General features: G+C 61.1%; 14 protein-coding genes and 1 riboswitch. Of the genes, 6 read left to right on the top strand and 8 right to left on the bottom strand.

The window, feature by feature from the left end; genetic code table 11:
* Positions 1 to 16 precede the first annotated feature (16 nt).
* The 4 genes from KCG87_RS20415 to KCG87_RS20400 are packed head-to-tail and all read right to left on the bottom strand — an operon-like array spanning position 17 to position 2,786.
* Positions 17 to 628 carry a hypothetical protein gene (locus tag KCG87_RS20415; protein WP_210558767.1) on the bottom strand — a complete coding sequence of 204 codons (612 nt, stop codon included), beginning with the start codon at positions 626 to 628 and terminating at the stop codon, positions 17 to 19.
* On the bottom strand, positions 628 to 1,923 hold the full coding sequence (locus KCG87_RS20410) for a sialidase family protein (RefSeq protein WP_210558766.1): 1,296 nt from the start codon (positions 1,921 to 1,923) through the stop codon (positions 628 to 630). Before KCG87_RS20410 ends, KCG87_RS20415 begins: the two co-directional genes overlap by 1 nt.
* 51 nt (positions 1,924 to 1,974) lie before the next feature.
* Positions 1,975 to 2,520 carry a cytochrome b/b6 domain-containing protein gene (locus tag KCG87_RS20405; RefSeq protein ID WP_210558765.1) on the bottom strand — a complete coding sequence of 182 codons (546 nt, stop codon included), beginning with the start codon at positions 2,518 to 2,520 and terminating at the stop codon, positions 1,975 to 1,977.
* Positions 2,520 to 2,786: a PepSY domain-containing protein gene (locus KCG87_RS20400; RefSeq protein WP_007960465.1), complete on the bottom strand. Its 267-nt coding sequence runs from the start codon at positions 2,784 to 2,786 to the stop codon at positions 2,520 to 2,522. The genes KCG87_RS20405 and KCG87_RS20400 overlap by 1 nt, the downstream gene beginning before the upstream one ends.
* 170 nt (positions 2,787 to 2,956) lie before the next feature.
* Between KCG87_RS20400 and KCG87_RS20395 the strand changes: the two genes are divergently transcribed.
* From KCG87_RS20395 to mntP, 3 genes are all read left to right on the top strand, one after another.
* Positions 2,957 to 3,619: a response regulator gene (locus KCG87_RS20395; RefSeq protein WP_123586662.1), complete on the top strand. Its 663-nt coding sequence runs from the start codon at positions 2,957 to 2,959 to the stop codon at positions 3,617 to 3,619.
* Entirely contained in the window at positions 3,616 to 4,992 is a 1,377-nt protein-coding gene (locus KCG87_RS20390) for an ATP-binding protein (RefSeq protein WP_210558764.1), read from the top strand. Before KCG87_RS20395 ends, KCG87_RS20390 begins: the two co-directional genes overlap by 4 nt.
* Before the next feature lie 211 nt (positions 4,993 to 5,203).
* A riboswitch (yybP-ykoY riboswitch) is annotated at positions 5,204 to 5,376 on the top strand.
* 6 nt (positions 5,377 to 5,382) lie between these two features.
* Positions 5,383 to 5,946 (top strand): manganese efflux pump MntP, encoded by a 564-nt coding sequence (gene mntP, locus KCG87_RS20385; protein WP_134786634.1) that lies wholly within the window; start codon positions 5,383 to 5,385, stop codon positions 5,944 to 5,946.
* 1 nt (position 5,947) lies between these two features.
* On the opposite strand, the gene KCG87_RS20380 is transcribed toward mntP, so the two are convergent.
* The 3 genes from KCG87_RS20380 to KCG87_RS20370 form a co-directional block, all read right to left on the bottom strand.
* Positions 5,948 to 6,661 carry a DUF72 domain-containing protein gene (locus KCG87_RS20380; protein ID WP_210558763.1) on the bottom strand — a complete coding sequence of 238 codons (714 nt, stop codon included), beginning with the start codon at positions 6,659 to 6,661 and terminating at the stop codon, positions 5,948 to 5,950.
* 1,000 nt (positions 6,662 to 7,661) lie between these two features.
* A complete protein-coding gene (locus KCG87_RS20375; RefSeq protein WP_210558762.1) occupies positions 7,662 to 9,449 on the bottom strand; it encodes a thiamine pyrophosphate-requiring protein in 1,788 nt (595 codons plus the stop codon).
* Positions 9,450 to 9,647: 198 nt separating this feature from the next.
* On the bottom strand, positions 9,648 to 9,923 hold the full coding sequence (locus tag KCG87_RS20370) for a DUF2798 domain-containing protein (protein ID WP_134786637.1): 276 nt from the start codon (positions 9,921 to 9,923) through the stop codon (positions 9,648 to 9,650).
* Between the two features lie 126 nt (positions 9,924 to 10,049).
* Here KCG87_RS20370 and KCG87_RS20365 point away from each other — a divergent pair, with 126 nt between their 5' ends.
* On the top strand, positions 10,050 to 10,979 hold the full coding sequence (locus KCG87_RS20365) for a LysR family transcriptional regulator (protein WP_134786638.1): 930 nt from the start codon (positions 10,050 to 10,052) through the stop codon (positions 10,977 to 10,979).
* A gap of 21 nt (positions 10,980 to 11,000) precedes the next feature.
* On the opposite strand, the gene KCG87_RS20360 is transcribed toward KCG87_RS20365, so the two are convergent.
* A complete protein-coding gene (locus KCG87_RS20360; RefSeq protein ID WP_134786639.1) occupies positions 11,001 to 11,894 on the bottom strand; it encodes a LysR substrate-binding domain-containing protein in 894 nt (297 codons plus the stop codon).
* A 169-nt stretch (positions 11,895 to 12,063) separates the two neighbouring features.
* Between KCG87_RS20360 and KCG87_RS20355 the strand changes: the two genes are divergently transcribed.
* Positions 12,064 to 12,684, top strand: a complete 621-nt coding sequence (locus KCG87_RS20355; RefSeq protein ID WP_210558761.1) for a LysE family transporter — start codon at positions 12,064 to 12,066, stop codon at positions 12,682 to 12,684.
* A 73-nt stretch (positions 12,685 to 12,757) separates the two neighbouring features.
* The gene (gene yghU, locus KCG87_RS20350) at positions 12,758 to 13,597 is read left to right on the top strand and encodes a glutathione-dependent disulfide-bond oxidoreductase (protein ID WP_134786641.1); all 840 of its coding nucleotides are present in this window, start codon (positions 12,758 to 12,760) and stop codon (positions 13,595 to 13,597) included.
* Positions 13,598 to 13,812: the final 215 nt, after the last annotated feature.

The raw sequence follows: 13,812 nt of genomic DNA, 5'->3' as shown, positions 1-13,812 counted from the left end.
CCTCAGTGTCGTTGGTTCAAATAGAAGATGTCGCGCCGGCCGGTGCGGCTCGCAGCAGACGCCTGACCTCACGGATGCACAGCGCTGCAGCGGCGATCAGGCAGTAACCCAGCAGCAGCGGATCGATCAGGTAATCCCAATAGTTTTCCGAGGCCTTGAGACGCAAGGCGAACGCCAGCGTGCCCAGCGCAAGCATCGACACTGCCAGCGTATTGCGCAGCCACAACAGCGCCAGTGCCAGCAGGCCGATACAGACGATCATCGGCCGTGGGTTGAAGCCCCAACGGTACGGATCGAAATACGTCAGGCCCATCGTCGCCGGGTACAGCAGCGCGGCCAGCACGGTAAACAGCACCAGCACCTGCACCCGTGCCGGCAATGTCTGCCGCTCGACCACGCCCAGTCGGACCAGACTGGCCCAGCCGAGCAGCACCAGCGTGGTGATCGCCAGATCGTCGGTGACACTGCGCACATACGCCGCCAGGGGCAGCTCGTTGACCGGCACGAAGCTGACCACTGCCAGCAGCGGCAGCAGCCACGGACGCCAGCGTTGTGTGCATTGCAACGAACCCAGCAGGACAAAACCGAGCAGGATGAACGTCAAATGGGCTTGCCAGAGAATCAGCATCACAGGCGCTCCTCCAGCCACGCTTCGTTGAAGCTGACATGTTTGATGAAGGTGTTATTCCACGAATACACCAGGTGATAAAGGCCATCGCTGCCGCGACTGAAGTACGGATACTCGTACTCGAAATCACAGCCCTGCGGCTTGCATACCCGGTAATCCAGATTGCTCAGAAAGCGTTGCTCCAGCGGCAAGCGCCGGGCACCACTGGAAGCACGAAAGCCTTCGCCGATGATCGCCTTGTAGGCTTCGGGGGCGAACGGCTGGCCGAGCGGATCGGGCGACTGATCGAGCTCGATCACGTTGCGCCAGTTGTTCAGATTGGCATCGGTGCCATACAGGCTGAGCTTGAAGCGCCCGTCCTGCAGATCATTCAGCGCCACCAGCAGACCGTTGTCGCCAGTGCCGACTGCCGCGAGCGATGAATTGGGGTTGGCCGGCTCCAGCGGATACGGCTCGCTCCAGGTCTGCCCGGCGTCCTCGGTGCGGCTGGCCAGCACTCGATGATGCGTGTCGCCGGCATAACGCAGCATAGCCACGGCACGTTTTCCGTCCAGCGGCACAATGGTCGGCTGCAACGAATGCTTGCCACGGCTGATACGGAATTTGTCGATCACCGCGCCGTCGGCGCTCAGGTACAGGTACTCGGCGAATTTGCCCATGAACTCGTGATACACCGGCAGGCCGATCGAGCCGTCGGCATGGAACACCGGCGCAGCGCGCACCAGCGTGCTGATGTTGAAAAACGGTGAAGTGATCAACTGGCGCGGCGCCGACCAGTTGCGCCCGACATCATCCGAGACCATCACGTTGATCGCACTGGTGGCCCAGCCGCCCACGGATACCGAGACATAAAACATCCACAACCGTTGATCCGGCGCGAGGGCGATCACCGGATTGCCCAGTTTGCGGATGTAGCGGCGGGTGCCGTCGCGGGTTGATTCGCGGGTGGCCAACACCTGCTCGGCGCCCCACTCCGCGGTGTTGGCGTCATAGCGTGCAGTACGGATCTGCACGTCGGCGGCGCCTTCGCGGGAACCGGCGAACCACACCGCCATCAGGTCACCGCCCGGCAGTGCGGTCACCGACGAGGAGTGCACGAAATCATTCAGTTGCGAGGAGACGAAGCGACTGCTGTACAGCGGCTCCGGTGCCTGCAGCGAAGCATCGACCGGCGGCGTGGCCTCGGCAAATGGCGCCAGCACATGAGCCGGATGACTGCGCCAGGCACCAAAGAAAACCAGGCTCACGGCCAGTCCGCCGAGGACAAATTTCAAGCGATCGGGAAGCGCACGCATAGTGGACTCACGGCAAAAACAGGATGGAGGGCAATTGGCAAAACATCCCTGTCAGCGCGGAGGATCGTCCGGCAAGCGCCGTCGGCGTCCGGTGAGCATCGACAACGGCAAGTTGTCGCGCAGCAGAAAACTTTCGAACAGCGCGGCGGCGATGTGCAGACACACCAGCACCAGCAAGATGTCGGTAGCGGTTTCGTGCACCTGCAACGGCCAATCGGCGCCCCACAAGGCGTCGATCTCTTCCATGGCCCAGCCGCTCAAACCGGCGATGAACATCGCCAGCAACATCAACAGCATCACCAGCGCACCCATCGGCGAATGCCCGAGGCGATGCTCGGGCCGTCCGGCAATCAGCGAGTGCGCATGGGCGATCAGCCGCGTCGGCGTCGGCCAGAAATCCGCCCAACGCGCACTGCGCGGTCCGACGAAGCCCCACACCAGCCGTACCAGCAGCCAGCCCATGGCGTAATAGCCGAGCCAGACGTGCCAGGCGTCACCGGCTTCATTGAAGAAGTAATTGGCGACGAAGACGCCCGCGATGGACAGATGAAACAGCCGCACCACGGGGTCCCACAGGCGCACGGACGTGCTCGGCATCAGCCCTTGATCTCGGTTTTCACCGCTTTGCCGCTGACCGGGTCGTGGTAGATCTCGACCTTGCGCTTGTCCTTGTCGAAACCGTAGATCTCGTAGCAGTTGCCGTCGGTGACCTTGAACTTGCTGATCTCGTAGCCCTGAGCCTTGAGCTGCTCCTGAAAGGCTTTCTGGTCTTGCCATTGCGAGCGTTCGGCGGTGGTGCATTGCGGGCCGGCGACCGCCAATGGGCTGGCAACGATGAGGGACAACAGCAGAAGTTTGCGCATGGAAACACTCTCGCTCGATGAGGAAGGCCTCACTGTGCAAAAGCAACCTTAGTCGAAGCTTAGTTGGCAACGAGTCGTTACATCTTTCCCGTCGGGTCAGCTGCCACAGCTGGCTGCACAGCGGCATGATGCCGCCGGTCAACCGCCGTATTTCCTCAAGAGAATCCGTTATGCGCCTATTGCTGGTCGAAGATGATCGCGCCCTCGGTCAAGGCATTCGCGTTGCCCTCGGCAGCGAAGGCTACACCCTCGACTGGTTGCAGGACGGGGCCAGCGCCCTGCACGCCCTGCGCAGTGAGAGCTTCGACTTGCTGCTGCTCGACCTCGGCCTGCCACGGCTCGACGGCCTCGCGCTGTTGCAACGCTTGCGTGGTGAACAACAGGACTTGCCGGTGCTGATCCTCACCGCCCGCGACGGCACTGCCGAACGCATTGCCGGACTGGATGCCGGCGCCGACGACTACCTGATCAAACCGTTCGACGTCGATGAACTGAAAGCGCGGATTCGCGCATTGCTGCGCCGCAGTCAGGGCCGTGCGCAGCCGGTGCTTGAACATGCCGGGGTGTGTCTCGATCCGGTCACGCAGCAGGTCACTTGGCACGGCACCGACGTGGTGGTGACGCCAATGGAGTATCAACTGCTGCACCAACTGATGGCCCGCCCGGGCAAGGTCGTCACCCGCGAGCGCCTGTCGCGAGCGCTGTATGGCTGGCAGGATCGGGTCGAGAGCAACACCCTCGAAGTGCTGATCCATAACCTGCGCAAAAAACTCTCGAGCGAATTGATCCGCACCGTGCGCGGTGTCGGCTATGTGGTGGAGCTCAAACCATGATTTCCATACGCGCGCGGATTCTGGTGCCGGTGCTGATTCTGGTATTGATCGGCGACCTGCTGATCAGTTGGCTGGTGCTGCGCGACAGTCACCATGAAATCGAAGAAGTCTACGATGCCCAACTGGCACAAAGCGCACGCCTGCTGCAAGGCGTGCTGGCCCAGCGCGCGCCCGGCGACAACGACTGGAGCCGGCTCTATCAGGCCTTCGATGAAGCCATGAGCCGGGTCGGCGACGGCGAGGCTGCGCACCCGTACGAAACCCGTCTGACCTTTCAGGTGTGGCGCAGCGACGGCCAATTGCTGGTGCGCTCGGCCGAAGCGCCGGAGCTTGCCGCACCGCCCACCACTCTCGGCTCGCATGACCTGATGGAGAATGGCCGCGACTGGTGCGCGTTTCTGCTCAAGGATTCGCAACAAGGGTTGCTGATCTGGGTCGGCGAGCGCGACGACATCCGCCAGGATCTGATCGAGCGCATCGTCGGCCACACCGTCTGGCCGAGCCTGATCGGCGTACCGTTGCTGGCCGCGCTGATCCGGCTGACCATCGGCTGGGGCCTGCAACCGCTGCGCGCCATGGCGCAAAGCATTCGCGGCCGCGACACCGAGACCCTGAAACCGCTGCACCTCAGCCCCCTGCCCCACGATCTGGAACCAATGCAGACCGCGCTCAATCGCCTGTTGCAGCAGATCGACAATCTGCTGGCGCGTGAGCGGCGCTTCATTGCCGACGCCGCCCATGAGCTGCGCACACCGCTGGCGATTCTGCGGATCCACGCGCAAAACGCGCAACTGGCGGCGACCCCGCAACAACGCGAAGAAGCGCTGGAGTATCTGGTCAGCGCGGTGGATCGGGCGACGCGTATCGCCAGTCAATTGTTGACCATGGCGCGCATCGAACCGCACCTGGCCAATCCCGAAACCCGCAGCGTGGAACTGACCGAACTGGTGCGCGAAGAGCTCGCCGAACTGGCACCGCTGGCCCTGGAAAAAGACGTCGAACTGATCCTCGACAGCGACCACCACTGCCCGGTCGACACCGACCCGGTGGCCCTCGCCATCGCCTTGCAGAACCTGGTGACCAACGCGCTGAATTTCGCCCCGCCGGGCAGCGAGGTACGGGTCCAGGTGCAACCGCAGGCGGGCGGCGCGGTGTACATCAGCGTCGAGGACAGCGGGCCCGGGATCAACGAGCAGGAATACGCGCGGCTGTTCGAGCGTTTCTACAGCCACGGCCACGGCAATGGCGCCGGACTGGGGCTGGCGATCGTGCAGATGATCGTCAGCAAGATCGGCAGCACGTTGCAGCTGTACAACCGACCGCAGGGCGGGTTGTGTGCGGAGTTGCGGATCAATGAGCTCTCGAGTCAATAACATCGCCCGAACCCTGCACAAGCATTGTGGCGAGGGAGCTTGCTCCCGCTGGACTGCGCAGCAGGCCTTCTGCTGTTCGGCAAAGAAAGGGCCGCTGCGCGACCCGGCGGGACGGTGCGACGATTCGACAAGTTCCCTCGCCACAGAGTCTGGTGTTGATCGATCGCCTCAATGCTTTTGACAAAATTTTCATGTTTGCCCCCATAAGATCCGCAGCCTCGTTGGGGAGTAGCCTGTTTCCGAGTCCCTCGGAAGCGTTCGTATCAACATTCTCGGCAACCTGCCGTGGTACGAACACCTTTTGGTTGGTGAGACCGACGACACATCCATGCCTGAAGTCGGGCGTGTGGTTGTGTCGTTGACTCATAGCCCGACTGGAAGTGTGCCCCCGTGAATCCTGTTTCCCTCATATTTCTCGCTCTGGCCATGTCCACGGACGCGTTCGCCGCAGCCATCGGCAAAGGCTCCAGCCTGCACAAACCACGTCTGACCGAAGCGCTGCGCACCGGTCTGATCTTCGGCGTGATCGAGGCCATCACCCCGATCATCGGCTGGCTGATCGGCCAGGCTGCCACCCGCTGGGTCGCCGAATGGGACCACTGGATCGCCTTCACCCTGCTGCTGATTCTCGGTCTGCACATGATCTACAACGGCCTGAAACACGAAGACGAGGAAGAAGAAAAACCCGGTCAGCACTCGTTCCTGATTCTGGCGGTCACCGCGTTCGCCACCAGCATTGACGCCCTCGCGGTCGGCGTCGGCTTGGCGTTTGTCGACGTGAATATCTGGGTGGCGGCAGCGGCCATCGGCTTGGCGACCATGACCATGGTGACCATTGGCGTGATGCTTGGTCGGGTGCTCGGTGCGGTGGTCGGCAAGCGTGCGGAAATCGTCGGTGGTGTGGTGTTGATGATCGTCGGCGCGACCATTCTGTACGAACACTTGTCAGCCTGATTCAGGCCCGGATCAGCGCCGCCAGTGTCATCGCGTTGCCCAGCGCGGCGCCACTGGCGGTGTTGTCGAAAATGCACCAGACGCTGGCGCCTTCAGCAGCGCAGAGCCGCATGTCCTGCGCCAGCTGCTGCAAATATGGCAACTCATAGGCACTGTGATAAATCCGTGGCGCGCCATGCAGTCGCCAATAGCGCACACCCGCCCAGCCCTGCGCCGAACCGTCGGTACTGATCCGCGACGGATCGACCACGACCTGGGAAATCCGATACGCCTGCAACATCGGCGCCGCCACCACCCACGACTCATGCCGTGGCTCAAGCACCACGTCACCGGCGAAGCGTTGGCGCAACGCCACGAAAAACGCCTCTGCGCGTGCCGGCTCAAAGGCCAGCGACGGCGGCAGTTGCACCAGCAAACACCCCAGCCGATCGGCCAGGCCTTCGCACTGCCCGAGAAACTCGTCCAGCGCTTGCTCACAGTTTTGCAGACGCAATTCATGCGTGATCTGCTTTGGCACCTTCACCGAAAAACGAAAACCCGGCGGCACCGAATCCGCCCAGCGCGCATAGGTCTGACGCCGATGCGGGCGATAGAACGAGCTGTTGATTTCCACACAGTCGAACCGCGCGGCATAACGCTGCAGATGCGTGCCCTCGGCCGGAAACTGCGGCCAATACTCACGCCCCAGGCTCCAGCCCGCGCAACCGATAAACATCAAAAAAGCCCCTTCGCCGCTTCACGCATGAAAATCTCCACGGTCTCGTTCACAGATTTCTGGCACAACGGAATACCTGTGGGAGCTGGCTTGCCAGCGAAGGCGTCGATACATCCACAATCGCTGTGCCTGACACAACGCTTTCGCGAGCAAGCTCGCTCCCACAGGGTTCAGCGGCGCTCACAGATTTGGAGCGCGACGAAATACCTGTGGGAGCTGGCTTGCCAGCGAAGGCGTCGATACATCCACAAACGCTGTGCCTGACACAACGCCTTCGCGAGCAAGCTCGCTCCCACAGGGTTCAGCGGCGCTCACAGATTTGGAGCGCGACGAAATACCTGTGGGAGCTGGCTTGCCAGCGAAGGCGTCGATACATCCACAAACGCTGTGCCTGACACAACGCTTTCGCGAGCAAGCTCGCTCCCACAGGGTTCAGCGGCGCTCACAGATTTGGAGCGCGACGAAATACCTGTGGGAGCTGGCTTGCCAGCGAAGGCGTCGACACATCCACAATCGCTGTGCCTGACACACCGCTTTCGCGAGCAAGCCCGCTCCCACAGGGTTCAGCGGCGCTCACAGATTTGGAGCACGACGAAATACCTGTGGGAGCTGGCTTGCCAGCGAAGGCGTCGATACATCCACAAACGCTGTGCCTAACACAACGCCTTCGCGAGCAAGCCCGCTCCCACAGGGTTCTGCGGCGCTCACAGATTTGGAGCACGACGAAATACCTGTGGGAGCTGGCTTGCCAGCGAAGGCGTCGACACCTCCACAATCGCTGTGCCTGACACAACGCTTTCGCGAGCAAGCTCGCTCCCACAGGTTTCAGCGGCGCTCACAGCTTTGGTGCACGGCGGAATACCTGTGGGAGCTGGCTTGCCAGCGAAGGCGTCGATACATCCACAAACGCTGTGCCTGACACAACGCTTTCGCGAGCGAGCTCGCTCCCACAGGGATCAGCGGCGCTCACAGATTTGGAGCGCGACAAGCGCCTACACGATTATTTTTTGCCGGGGAGGACGCTGGCCAGTACTTGCTTGGCGGCTTGCACGATCACGCCCGCCTCGTCCGGGTCGCCTTTGAGCAAGGTCGTGGCAAATTTCTTCGCCTGTTCGAGCTTGATGTGCGGCGGCAATGGCGGCACGTTGGGGTCGGTCTTGAACTCGATCAGCACCGGTACGTCCGAGGCCAGCGCCTGTTCCCAGGCCGCGGCGACGTCTTCTTCGCGGTCGACGAAAATTCCTTTCAGGCCGATGGAAATGGCGAACAGGTGATACGGCACGTCGGGAATGCTTTGCGAGGCTTCGAACTTCGGATCGCCCTCCATCACCCGCTGCTCCCAGGTGACCTGATTCAGATCCTCGTTGTTGAACACCGCACAGATCCACTTCGGACTGTCCCACTGGCGCCAGTATTTGGCGACGGTGATCAGCTCCGCCATGTTGTTCATCTGCATCGCGCCGTCACCCACCAGCGCAATCACCGCGCGCTCGGGATGGGCGAACTTGGCGGCGATCGCATATGGCACGGCAGCGCCCATCGAGGCCAGGCCACCGGACAACGAACATTGCATGCCGCGGCGAATTTTCAGGTCACGGGCGTACCAGTTGGCACAGGAACCCGAGTCGCTGGTGATGATCGCCTGATCCGGCAGGCGCGGTGACAGTTCATACACCACCCGCTGCGGATTGATCGGATCGGCTTTGGACATCGCGCGTTTTTCCAGGGTCTTTTCCCAGGTGCTGCGCCAGCCTTCAATTTTCCTGCGCCATTTGTGCGAAGTTTTCTGTTCGAGCAACGGCAGCAGTGCAGCAAGGGTTTCGGCGGAGTCGCCGACCAGATTGACCTCCATCGGATAACGCAGGCTGAGCATGTCTGGCTGCAGATCGATCTGCACGCCACGCGCCTGACCTTCCTTGGGCAGGAACTCGGCATAGGGGAAACCCGAGCCGATCATCAGCAAGGTGTCGCACTCGTGCATCATCTTGTAGCTCGGTTCGGTGCCCAGCAGGCCGATGCTACCAGTGACCCACGGCAAATCGTCCGGCAGCGCAGCCTTGCCGAGTAACGCCTTGGCGACGCCAGCACCGAGTTTTTCCGCGATGGCGATCACTTCATCCGTCGCCTGCAACGCGCCAGCGCCCACCAGAATCGCGACTTTTTCGCCACTGTTCAAAACGTCGGCGGCGCGTTGCAGATCGGCCTCGTAGGGCAGCACTTTCGGCTTGGTGTAACCGACGCCGGAATGCGCGGTGCCGTGCGCCCGCGCCGGTGGCTCGTACTCGAGATCCTGCAGATCATTGGGCAGGATGATCGCCGTCACCCGCCGTTCGCCAACCGCCGTGCGCACGGCGCGATCGAGCAAATGCCGCACCTGCGACGGTGCCGACGCCTGCTGCACAAACGCCCCGGCCACATCCTTGAACATCGAGACCAGGTCCAGCTCCTGCTGGTAATGACTGCCGAGCGCCGTCCGAGCCTGCTGGCCGACAATCGCCAGCACCGGTTGATGATCCATGCGTGCGTCGTATAAGCCGGTGATCAGGTGCGAGGCACCCGGTCCCGAAGTGGCGATGCACACACCCAACTCGCCCGTGAACTTGGCGTGGGCCGAGGCCATGAAAGCGGCCATTTCTTCGTGCCGCGCCTGAACGAATTCGATCTTGCCATTGGCTCGGGCGAGCGCGCCGAACACGCCATTGATGCCGTCCCCCGGATAACCAAAAATCCGCGTGACGCCCCATTGGCTGAGCCGCTCAACCAGAAAATCTCCCACTGTCGTCGTCATCTCGTTCCTCGCCTGTCACCGATGCATGAAGCCTGCCCGGCGAGATATCCGCCGGGCGGTACATGGGTCTGGACAGTCGGGTCGCCCGCGAAGTTTCGATTGTTTTTACCCGACGGCGTTGCCGAGCCGATCCCTGCAGGAGCTGCCGCAGGCTGCGATCTTTTGCTGTTGTTTTTGAAGATCAAAGATCGGGGCTCATCAACGATGCGGATGCACCGTCATCGCCACCAGTTTGATCACGATCGGCCGCACCACGAGGATGCAAAGGAAAGCCACCGGCATCGCCAGCTTGTAGGCGTGCAGCGCATTACTCAGGTAGTCGTTATCAATCCCGGAGTTGGCCGCAGTGATCACCAGCGACATCAGGAACGCCATGATCGTCGCCATGTACAACGCAAACACATACGGCGTCGCCCGTGCAGAAAGCTTGCGTCGACCGAGATACAAGGCATCGGTAGTGGTTCTTTGATTCATATGGCTTTTCCATCCATTGACAGGGAGCCGGCACCTTAGCAAAGCCCCCTGCCCTCAACTAGACGGCCCGCCACAGGTACTTTATAAAGCACAACTTACGAATCAAACCCACGCGGCGGGACACGGATGAATCTGTTGGCGGCGATTGCCAGTTTTATCAAAGTGGTCGAAGCAGGCTCCATCGTCGGCGCCGCCAAGACCCTGGGCGTCAGTGCGGCCGCGGTCAGCCAGACCCTCAATCGCTTGGAAACGCACCTCGGCGTTCGCCTGCTGCAACGCACCACCCGCAGCATGGCCCTCACCGAAAATGGTGCGCTGTATTACGAAAAGGTCCGACGCATCGCGGCTGATCTGGAGTCGGCGCAAAGTGCGATCGTCGGCGATGAAAGCGAACTGCAAGGGCGTTTGAGCATCGCCTCCACCAGCGCGTTCGGCCGCCACGTCCTGGCGCCGTTACTCGCCAGTTTCGCCGCGCTGCATCCGCGCCTGCTGGTCGAGCTGTCGACCACCAACGGCAAGATCAATCACATCCAGGACGGCATCGACCTGAGCCTGCGGATCAAGCCGCAACTGGAAGACGGTATCGTCGCGCGCCGGATCGTGTCCCTGCCCTTCGTCTTCTGCGCCGCTCCCGCCTACTTTGCGCGCGCCGGCGTACCGCAAACACCGCAAGACCTGCAGCATCACGCCTGCCTAGCATTCCGCTATCCACTGGATGGGCGCTTTCTGCGCTGGGGTTTCATCCGAGACGGCCAGCACTACGACGCCCCGATCAACGCCACCGCCATCAGCGACGACATCGACGCGCTGGCGCAAATGGCAGTCAACGGCGCAGGTGTCACGCGCCTGGCCGAATTCGTCGCTGCGCCCTATCTCGAGAGCGGTCAACTGGTGCAACTGTTCGAAGATCTCCCGGGTGAAACCCACGGGCATGTCGAACCGATGGACATCTATGCATGCGTGCAGGAACGAGCAGCGATGACGCCGAAGGTTAGAGCCTTCATGGATTATTTGACGGAGCACTTGAATAGGCGCTGGCCAGTGCAAGCTGGTTGATCCACAGCAGCTCTTGCACTTTCAAGGCTTCAGATCACCCCCGAGCCATTGGCTGCACGCACTCATCTGCTGGGTAATCCACTCGCGAAAAAGCATGGCATTGGCACTCTGTTCGAAGGGTCGCGGTGACAGCAGGCAATAACTCGAACCGTCGCGAACGAAGCCGAACGGCGCGATCAACTGGCCGGATTTGAGTTCGTCCTGCACCATCAGAAACGACGCCATACCGACGCCCAGCCCGGCCAGCGCGGCCTGAATGCACAGGTAGAAATGCTCGTAATCGACCCGACTGCCCCCTGCCGCGCTGATCCGGGTCTGTCGCATCCAGTTGTCCCACGCCTGCGGGCGGGTCTTGCTGTGCAGCAGGCAGGCGCCGCGCAAATGATCGCCGTCAGGACGACTGGACGGCACGCAAACCGGACCGATCCACTCCTCGCAAATGGTCACGCCGTGCACGGTCTCGTCCCAATGGAAATCGTCACGGCGGATCGCCAGATCCACGCCTGAACGAGCGAAGTCGATCGGTCCGCCGGCCGTCAGCAATTGCACCTGCAACTGTGGGTGTGCGCTGTGGAAGTCAGGCAAGCGCGGGATCAACCACTTCATGGCGATGGTTGGCTCGCAGGACACCACCAGCACATCGTCGTGGACTTCACGCTGCAGGCGATAAACCGTGTTCTGCAATTGCTCGAACATCGGCGCGGTGACGTTGAACAGCAAGCGTCCCGCGTGATTGAGAAAAATCGCGCGGTTACGCCGCTCGAACAACTCGACCCCGATCGCCTCCTCCAGCAAGCGCACCTGACGGCTGACCGCGCCGTGGGTGACGTGCAGCAGCTCGGCGGCCTTGACGAAACTCTGGGTCTGGGCGGCGGTGTTGAAGAAGCGAAAGGCAGCCAGCGGAGGCAGGTTCATATAGGCGATGATTTCTCACAGATTTTCGCGACTATAAATCGTTTTTTTTGCCAGTGACAATTCTCCATCATTGCGCCACTCAATGCCTGCTGCATCCTTCCAGGCTTTTGGAAGAAATGTCTGCGGACTTTGCATCTGTGAAATCAAGTAGTGCAAATGGAGCGTAGGGATGAATGAATTGTTTCTGGTAATCGCCATCACCCTTTTGGCGGTGATCAGCCCCGGCCCGGACTTTGCCATGGTCACTCGCAACAGTTATACCTACGGGCGGCGCAGTGGTTTGCTGGCTGCGCTGGGCATCGCCTGTGGCGTGCAGGTTCACGTGTTCTACACGGTGTTCGGGGTGGCGCTGATCATCACCCAATCGCCGCTGCTGTTCTGGATGATGAAACTGCTGGGTGCCGGCTACCTGGTCTATCTGGGCATCAAATCCTTTACCAATAAATCTGTTCTGACATTTGCCGATGCGAGCGCTTCGGCACCCCGTGCCTGGAAGGTGTTCTGCTCAGGTTTTCTGACCAATGCACTGAATCCGAAAACCATGTTGTTCGTGGTGGCGGCGTACAGTCAGGTGGTGGAGCCAGGCAGTTCGCTGACGATGAACTTCGCCTATGGCCTGTTCATGTCGGTCATTCATTGGCTGTGGTTCAGCCTGGTCGCGCTGTTTTTCTCCACCGAACGGTTACGCCGGCGCCTGCTGGAAAAACAGCGGCTCCTCGACAAGGTCATCGGGATCGCGTTGATGGGTCTGGCGGCGTGTTTGATCATTCCGGGGGTTGCGCAGTCTTGAGCTAGAGCGTTTATGCTGTCTGGTCTGATACCCGTCAGGTCATTCTCGGCAAGTTCACCATGAGGCCCATTTCATGAGTAAAGCGCCCTACGTACCGCCCAAAGTCTGGAAACACGAAGCGCCGTCCGGCGGCCATTTCGCCAGCATCAACCGCCCGATTGCCGGGCCGACGCATGAAAAGACCCTGCCCGTGGGCAAACACCCGCTGCAGTTGTATTCACTGGCGACGCCCAATGGCGTCAAGGTGACCATCCTGCTGGAAGAATTGCTCGCACTGGGGCACACCGAGGCCGAGTACGACGCGTGGCTGATCCGCATCAACGAGGGCGATCAGTTCTCCAGCGGTTTTGTCGAGATCAATCCGAACTCGAAGATTCCGGCGCTGCTCGACCACAGCGTACAGCCGCCGATTCGGGTATTCGAATCCGGTTCGATCCTGCTGTATCTGGCAGAGAAATTCGGCGCCTTCCTGCCGAAAGATCCCGCCGGCCGCACGGAAACCCTGAACTGGCTGTTCTGGCAGATGGGCGCCGCACCTTATCTGGGCGGCGGTTTCGGGCACTTCTACGCGTATGCGCCGGAGAAGCTCGAATACCCGATCAACCGCTTCACCATGGAAGCCAAGCGTCAGCTCGATGTGCTCGACCGACGCCTCAAGGAAAGCCGTTACCTGGCCGGCGACAGCTACACCATCGCTGACATCGCGGTCTGGCCGTGGTACGGGCAACTGGTGCGCAACAACGTGTATGCGGCCGCCGAATTTCTAGCGGCTCACGAATACACCCACGTACAACGCTGGGCAGAAGAAATCGCCGAGCGCCCGGCAGTCAAGCGTGGCCAGCGGGTCAATCGCACCTGGGGTGACGAGGCGAGCCAGGTTGCGGAGCGACATCAGGCCAGCGATCTAGACTGACGCCACATACCCACAAAGATTTGTGTTGGACATGGGCATCCGCAATCACCAGCAAACTTTGTGGGATCTGTGCTGGACAGGGACATCCCGGTTCACAGCAACCTTTGTGGGAGCGGGCTTGCTCGCGAAGGCGCCAGGTCAGGCAACACTGACATCACAGTCCTACCGCTTTCGCGAGCAAGCTCGCTCCCACAGGGTATTCGGGTTGGATATGA

Origin of the sequence: Pseudomonas sp. MWU347, assembly GCF_017947305.1 — a bacterium.
Lineage (GTDB): Bacteria > Pseudomonadota > Gammaproteobacteria > Pseudomonadales > Pseudomonadaceae > Aquipseudomonas > Aquipseudomonas putida_A.
Note: the sequence above shows the minus strand (reverse complement) of the source record. Positions and strands in the feature narration are given on the sequence as shown.

Coding starts and splice junctions, on each gene's coding strand:
- yghU (WP_134786641.1), top strand. CDS start 12,758: ATGAGTAAAGCGCCCTACGTACCGCCCAAAGTCTGGAAACACGAAGCG.
- KCG87_RS20390 (WP_210558764.1), top strand. CDS start 3,616: ATGATTTCCATACGCGCGCGGATTCTGGTGCCGGTGCTGATTCTGGTA.
- KCG87_RS20365 (WP_134786638.1), top strand. CDS start 10,050: ATGAATCTGTTGGCGGCGATTGCCAGTTTTATCAAAGTGGTCGAAGCA.
- KCG87_RS20360 (WP_134786639.1), bottom strand. CDS start 11,894: ATGAACCTGCCTCCGCTGGCTGCCTTTCGCTTCTTCAACACCGCCGCC.
- KCG87_RS20410 (WP_210558766.1), bottom strand. CDS start 1,923: ATGCGTGCGCTTCCCGATCGCTTGAAATTTGTCCTCGGCGGACTGGCC.
- KCG87_RS20355 (WP_210558761.1), top strand. CDS start 12,064: ATGAATGAATTGTTTCTGGTAATCGCCATCACCCTTTTGGCGGTGATC.
- KCG87_RS20400 (WP_007960465.1), bottom strand. CDS start 2,786: ATGCGCAAACTTCTGCTGTTGTCCCTCATCGTTGCCAGCCCATTGGCG.
- KCG87_RS20395 (WP_123586662.1), top strand. CDS start 2,957: ATGCGCCTATTGCTGGTCGAAGATGATCGCGCCCTCGGTCAAGGCATT.
- KCG87_RS20380 (WP_210558763.1), bottom strand. CDS start 6,661: ATGTTTATCGGTTGCGCGGGCTGGAGCCTGGGGCGTGAGTATTGGCCG.
- KCG87_RS20375 (WP_210558762.1), bottom strand. CDS start 9,449: ATGACGACGACAGTGGGAGATTTTCTGGTTGAGCGGCTCAGCCAATGG.
- KCG87_RS20370 (WP_134786637.1), bottom strand. CDS start 9,923: ATGAATCAAAGAACCACTACCGATGCCTTGTATCTCGGTCGACGCAAG.
- KCG87_RS20415 (WP_210558767.1), bottom strand. CDS start 628: ATGCTGATTCTCTGGCAAGCCCATTTGACGTTCATCCTGCTCGGTTTT.
- KCG87_RS20405 (WP_210558765.1), bottom strand. CDS start 2,520: ATGCCGAGCACGTCCGTGCGCCTGTGGGACCCCGTGGTGCGGCTGTTT.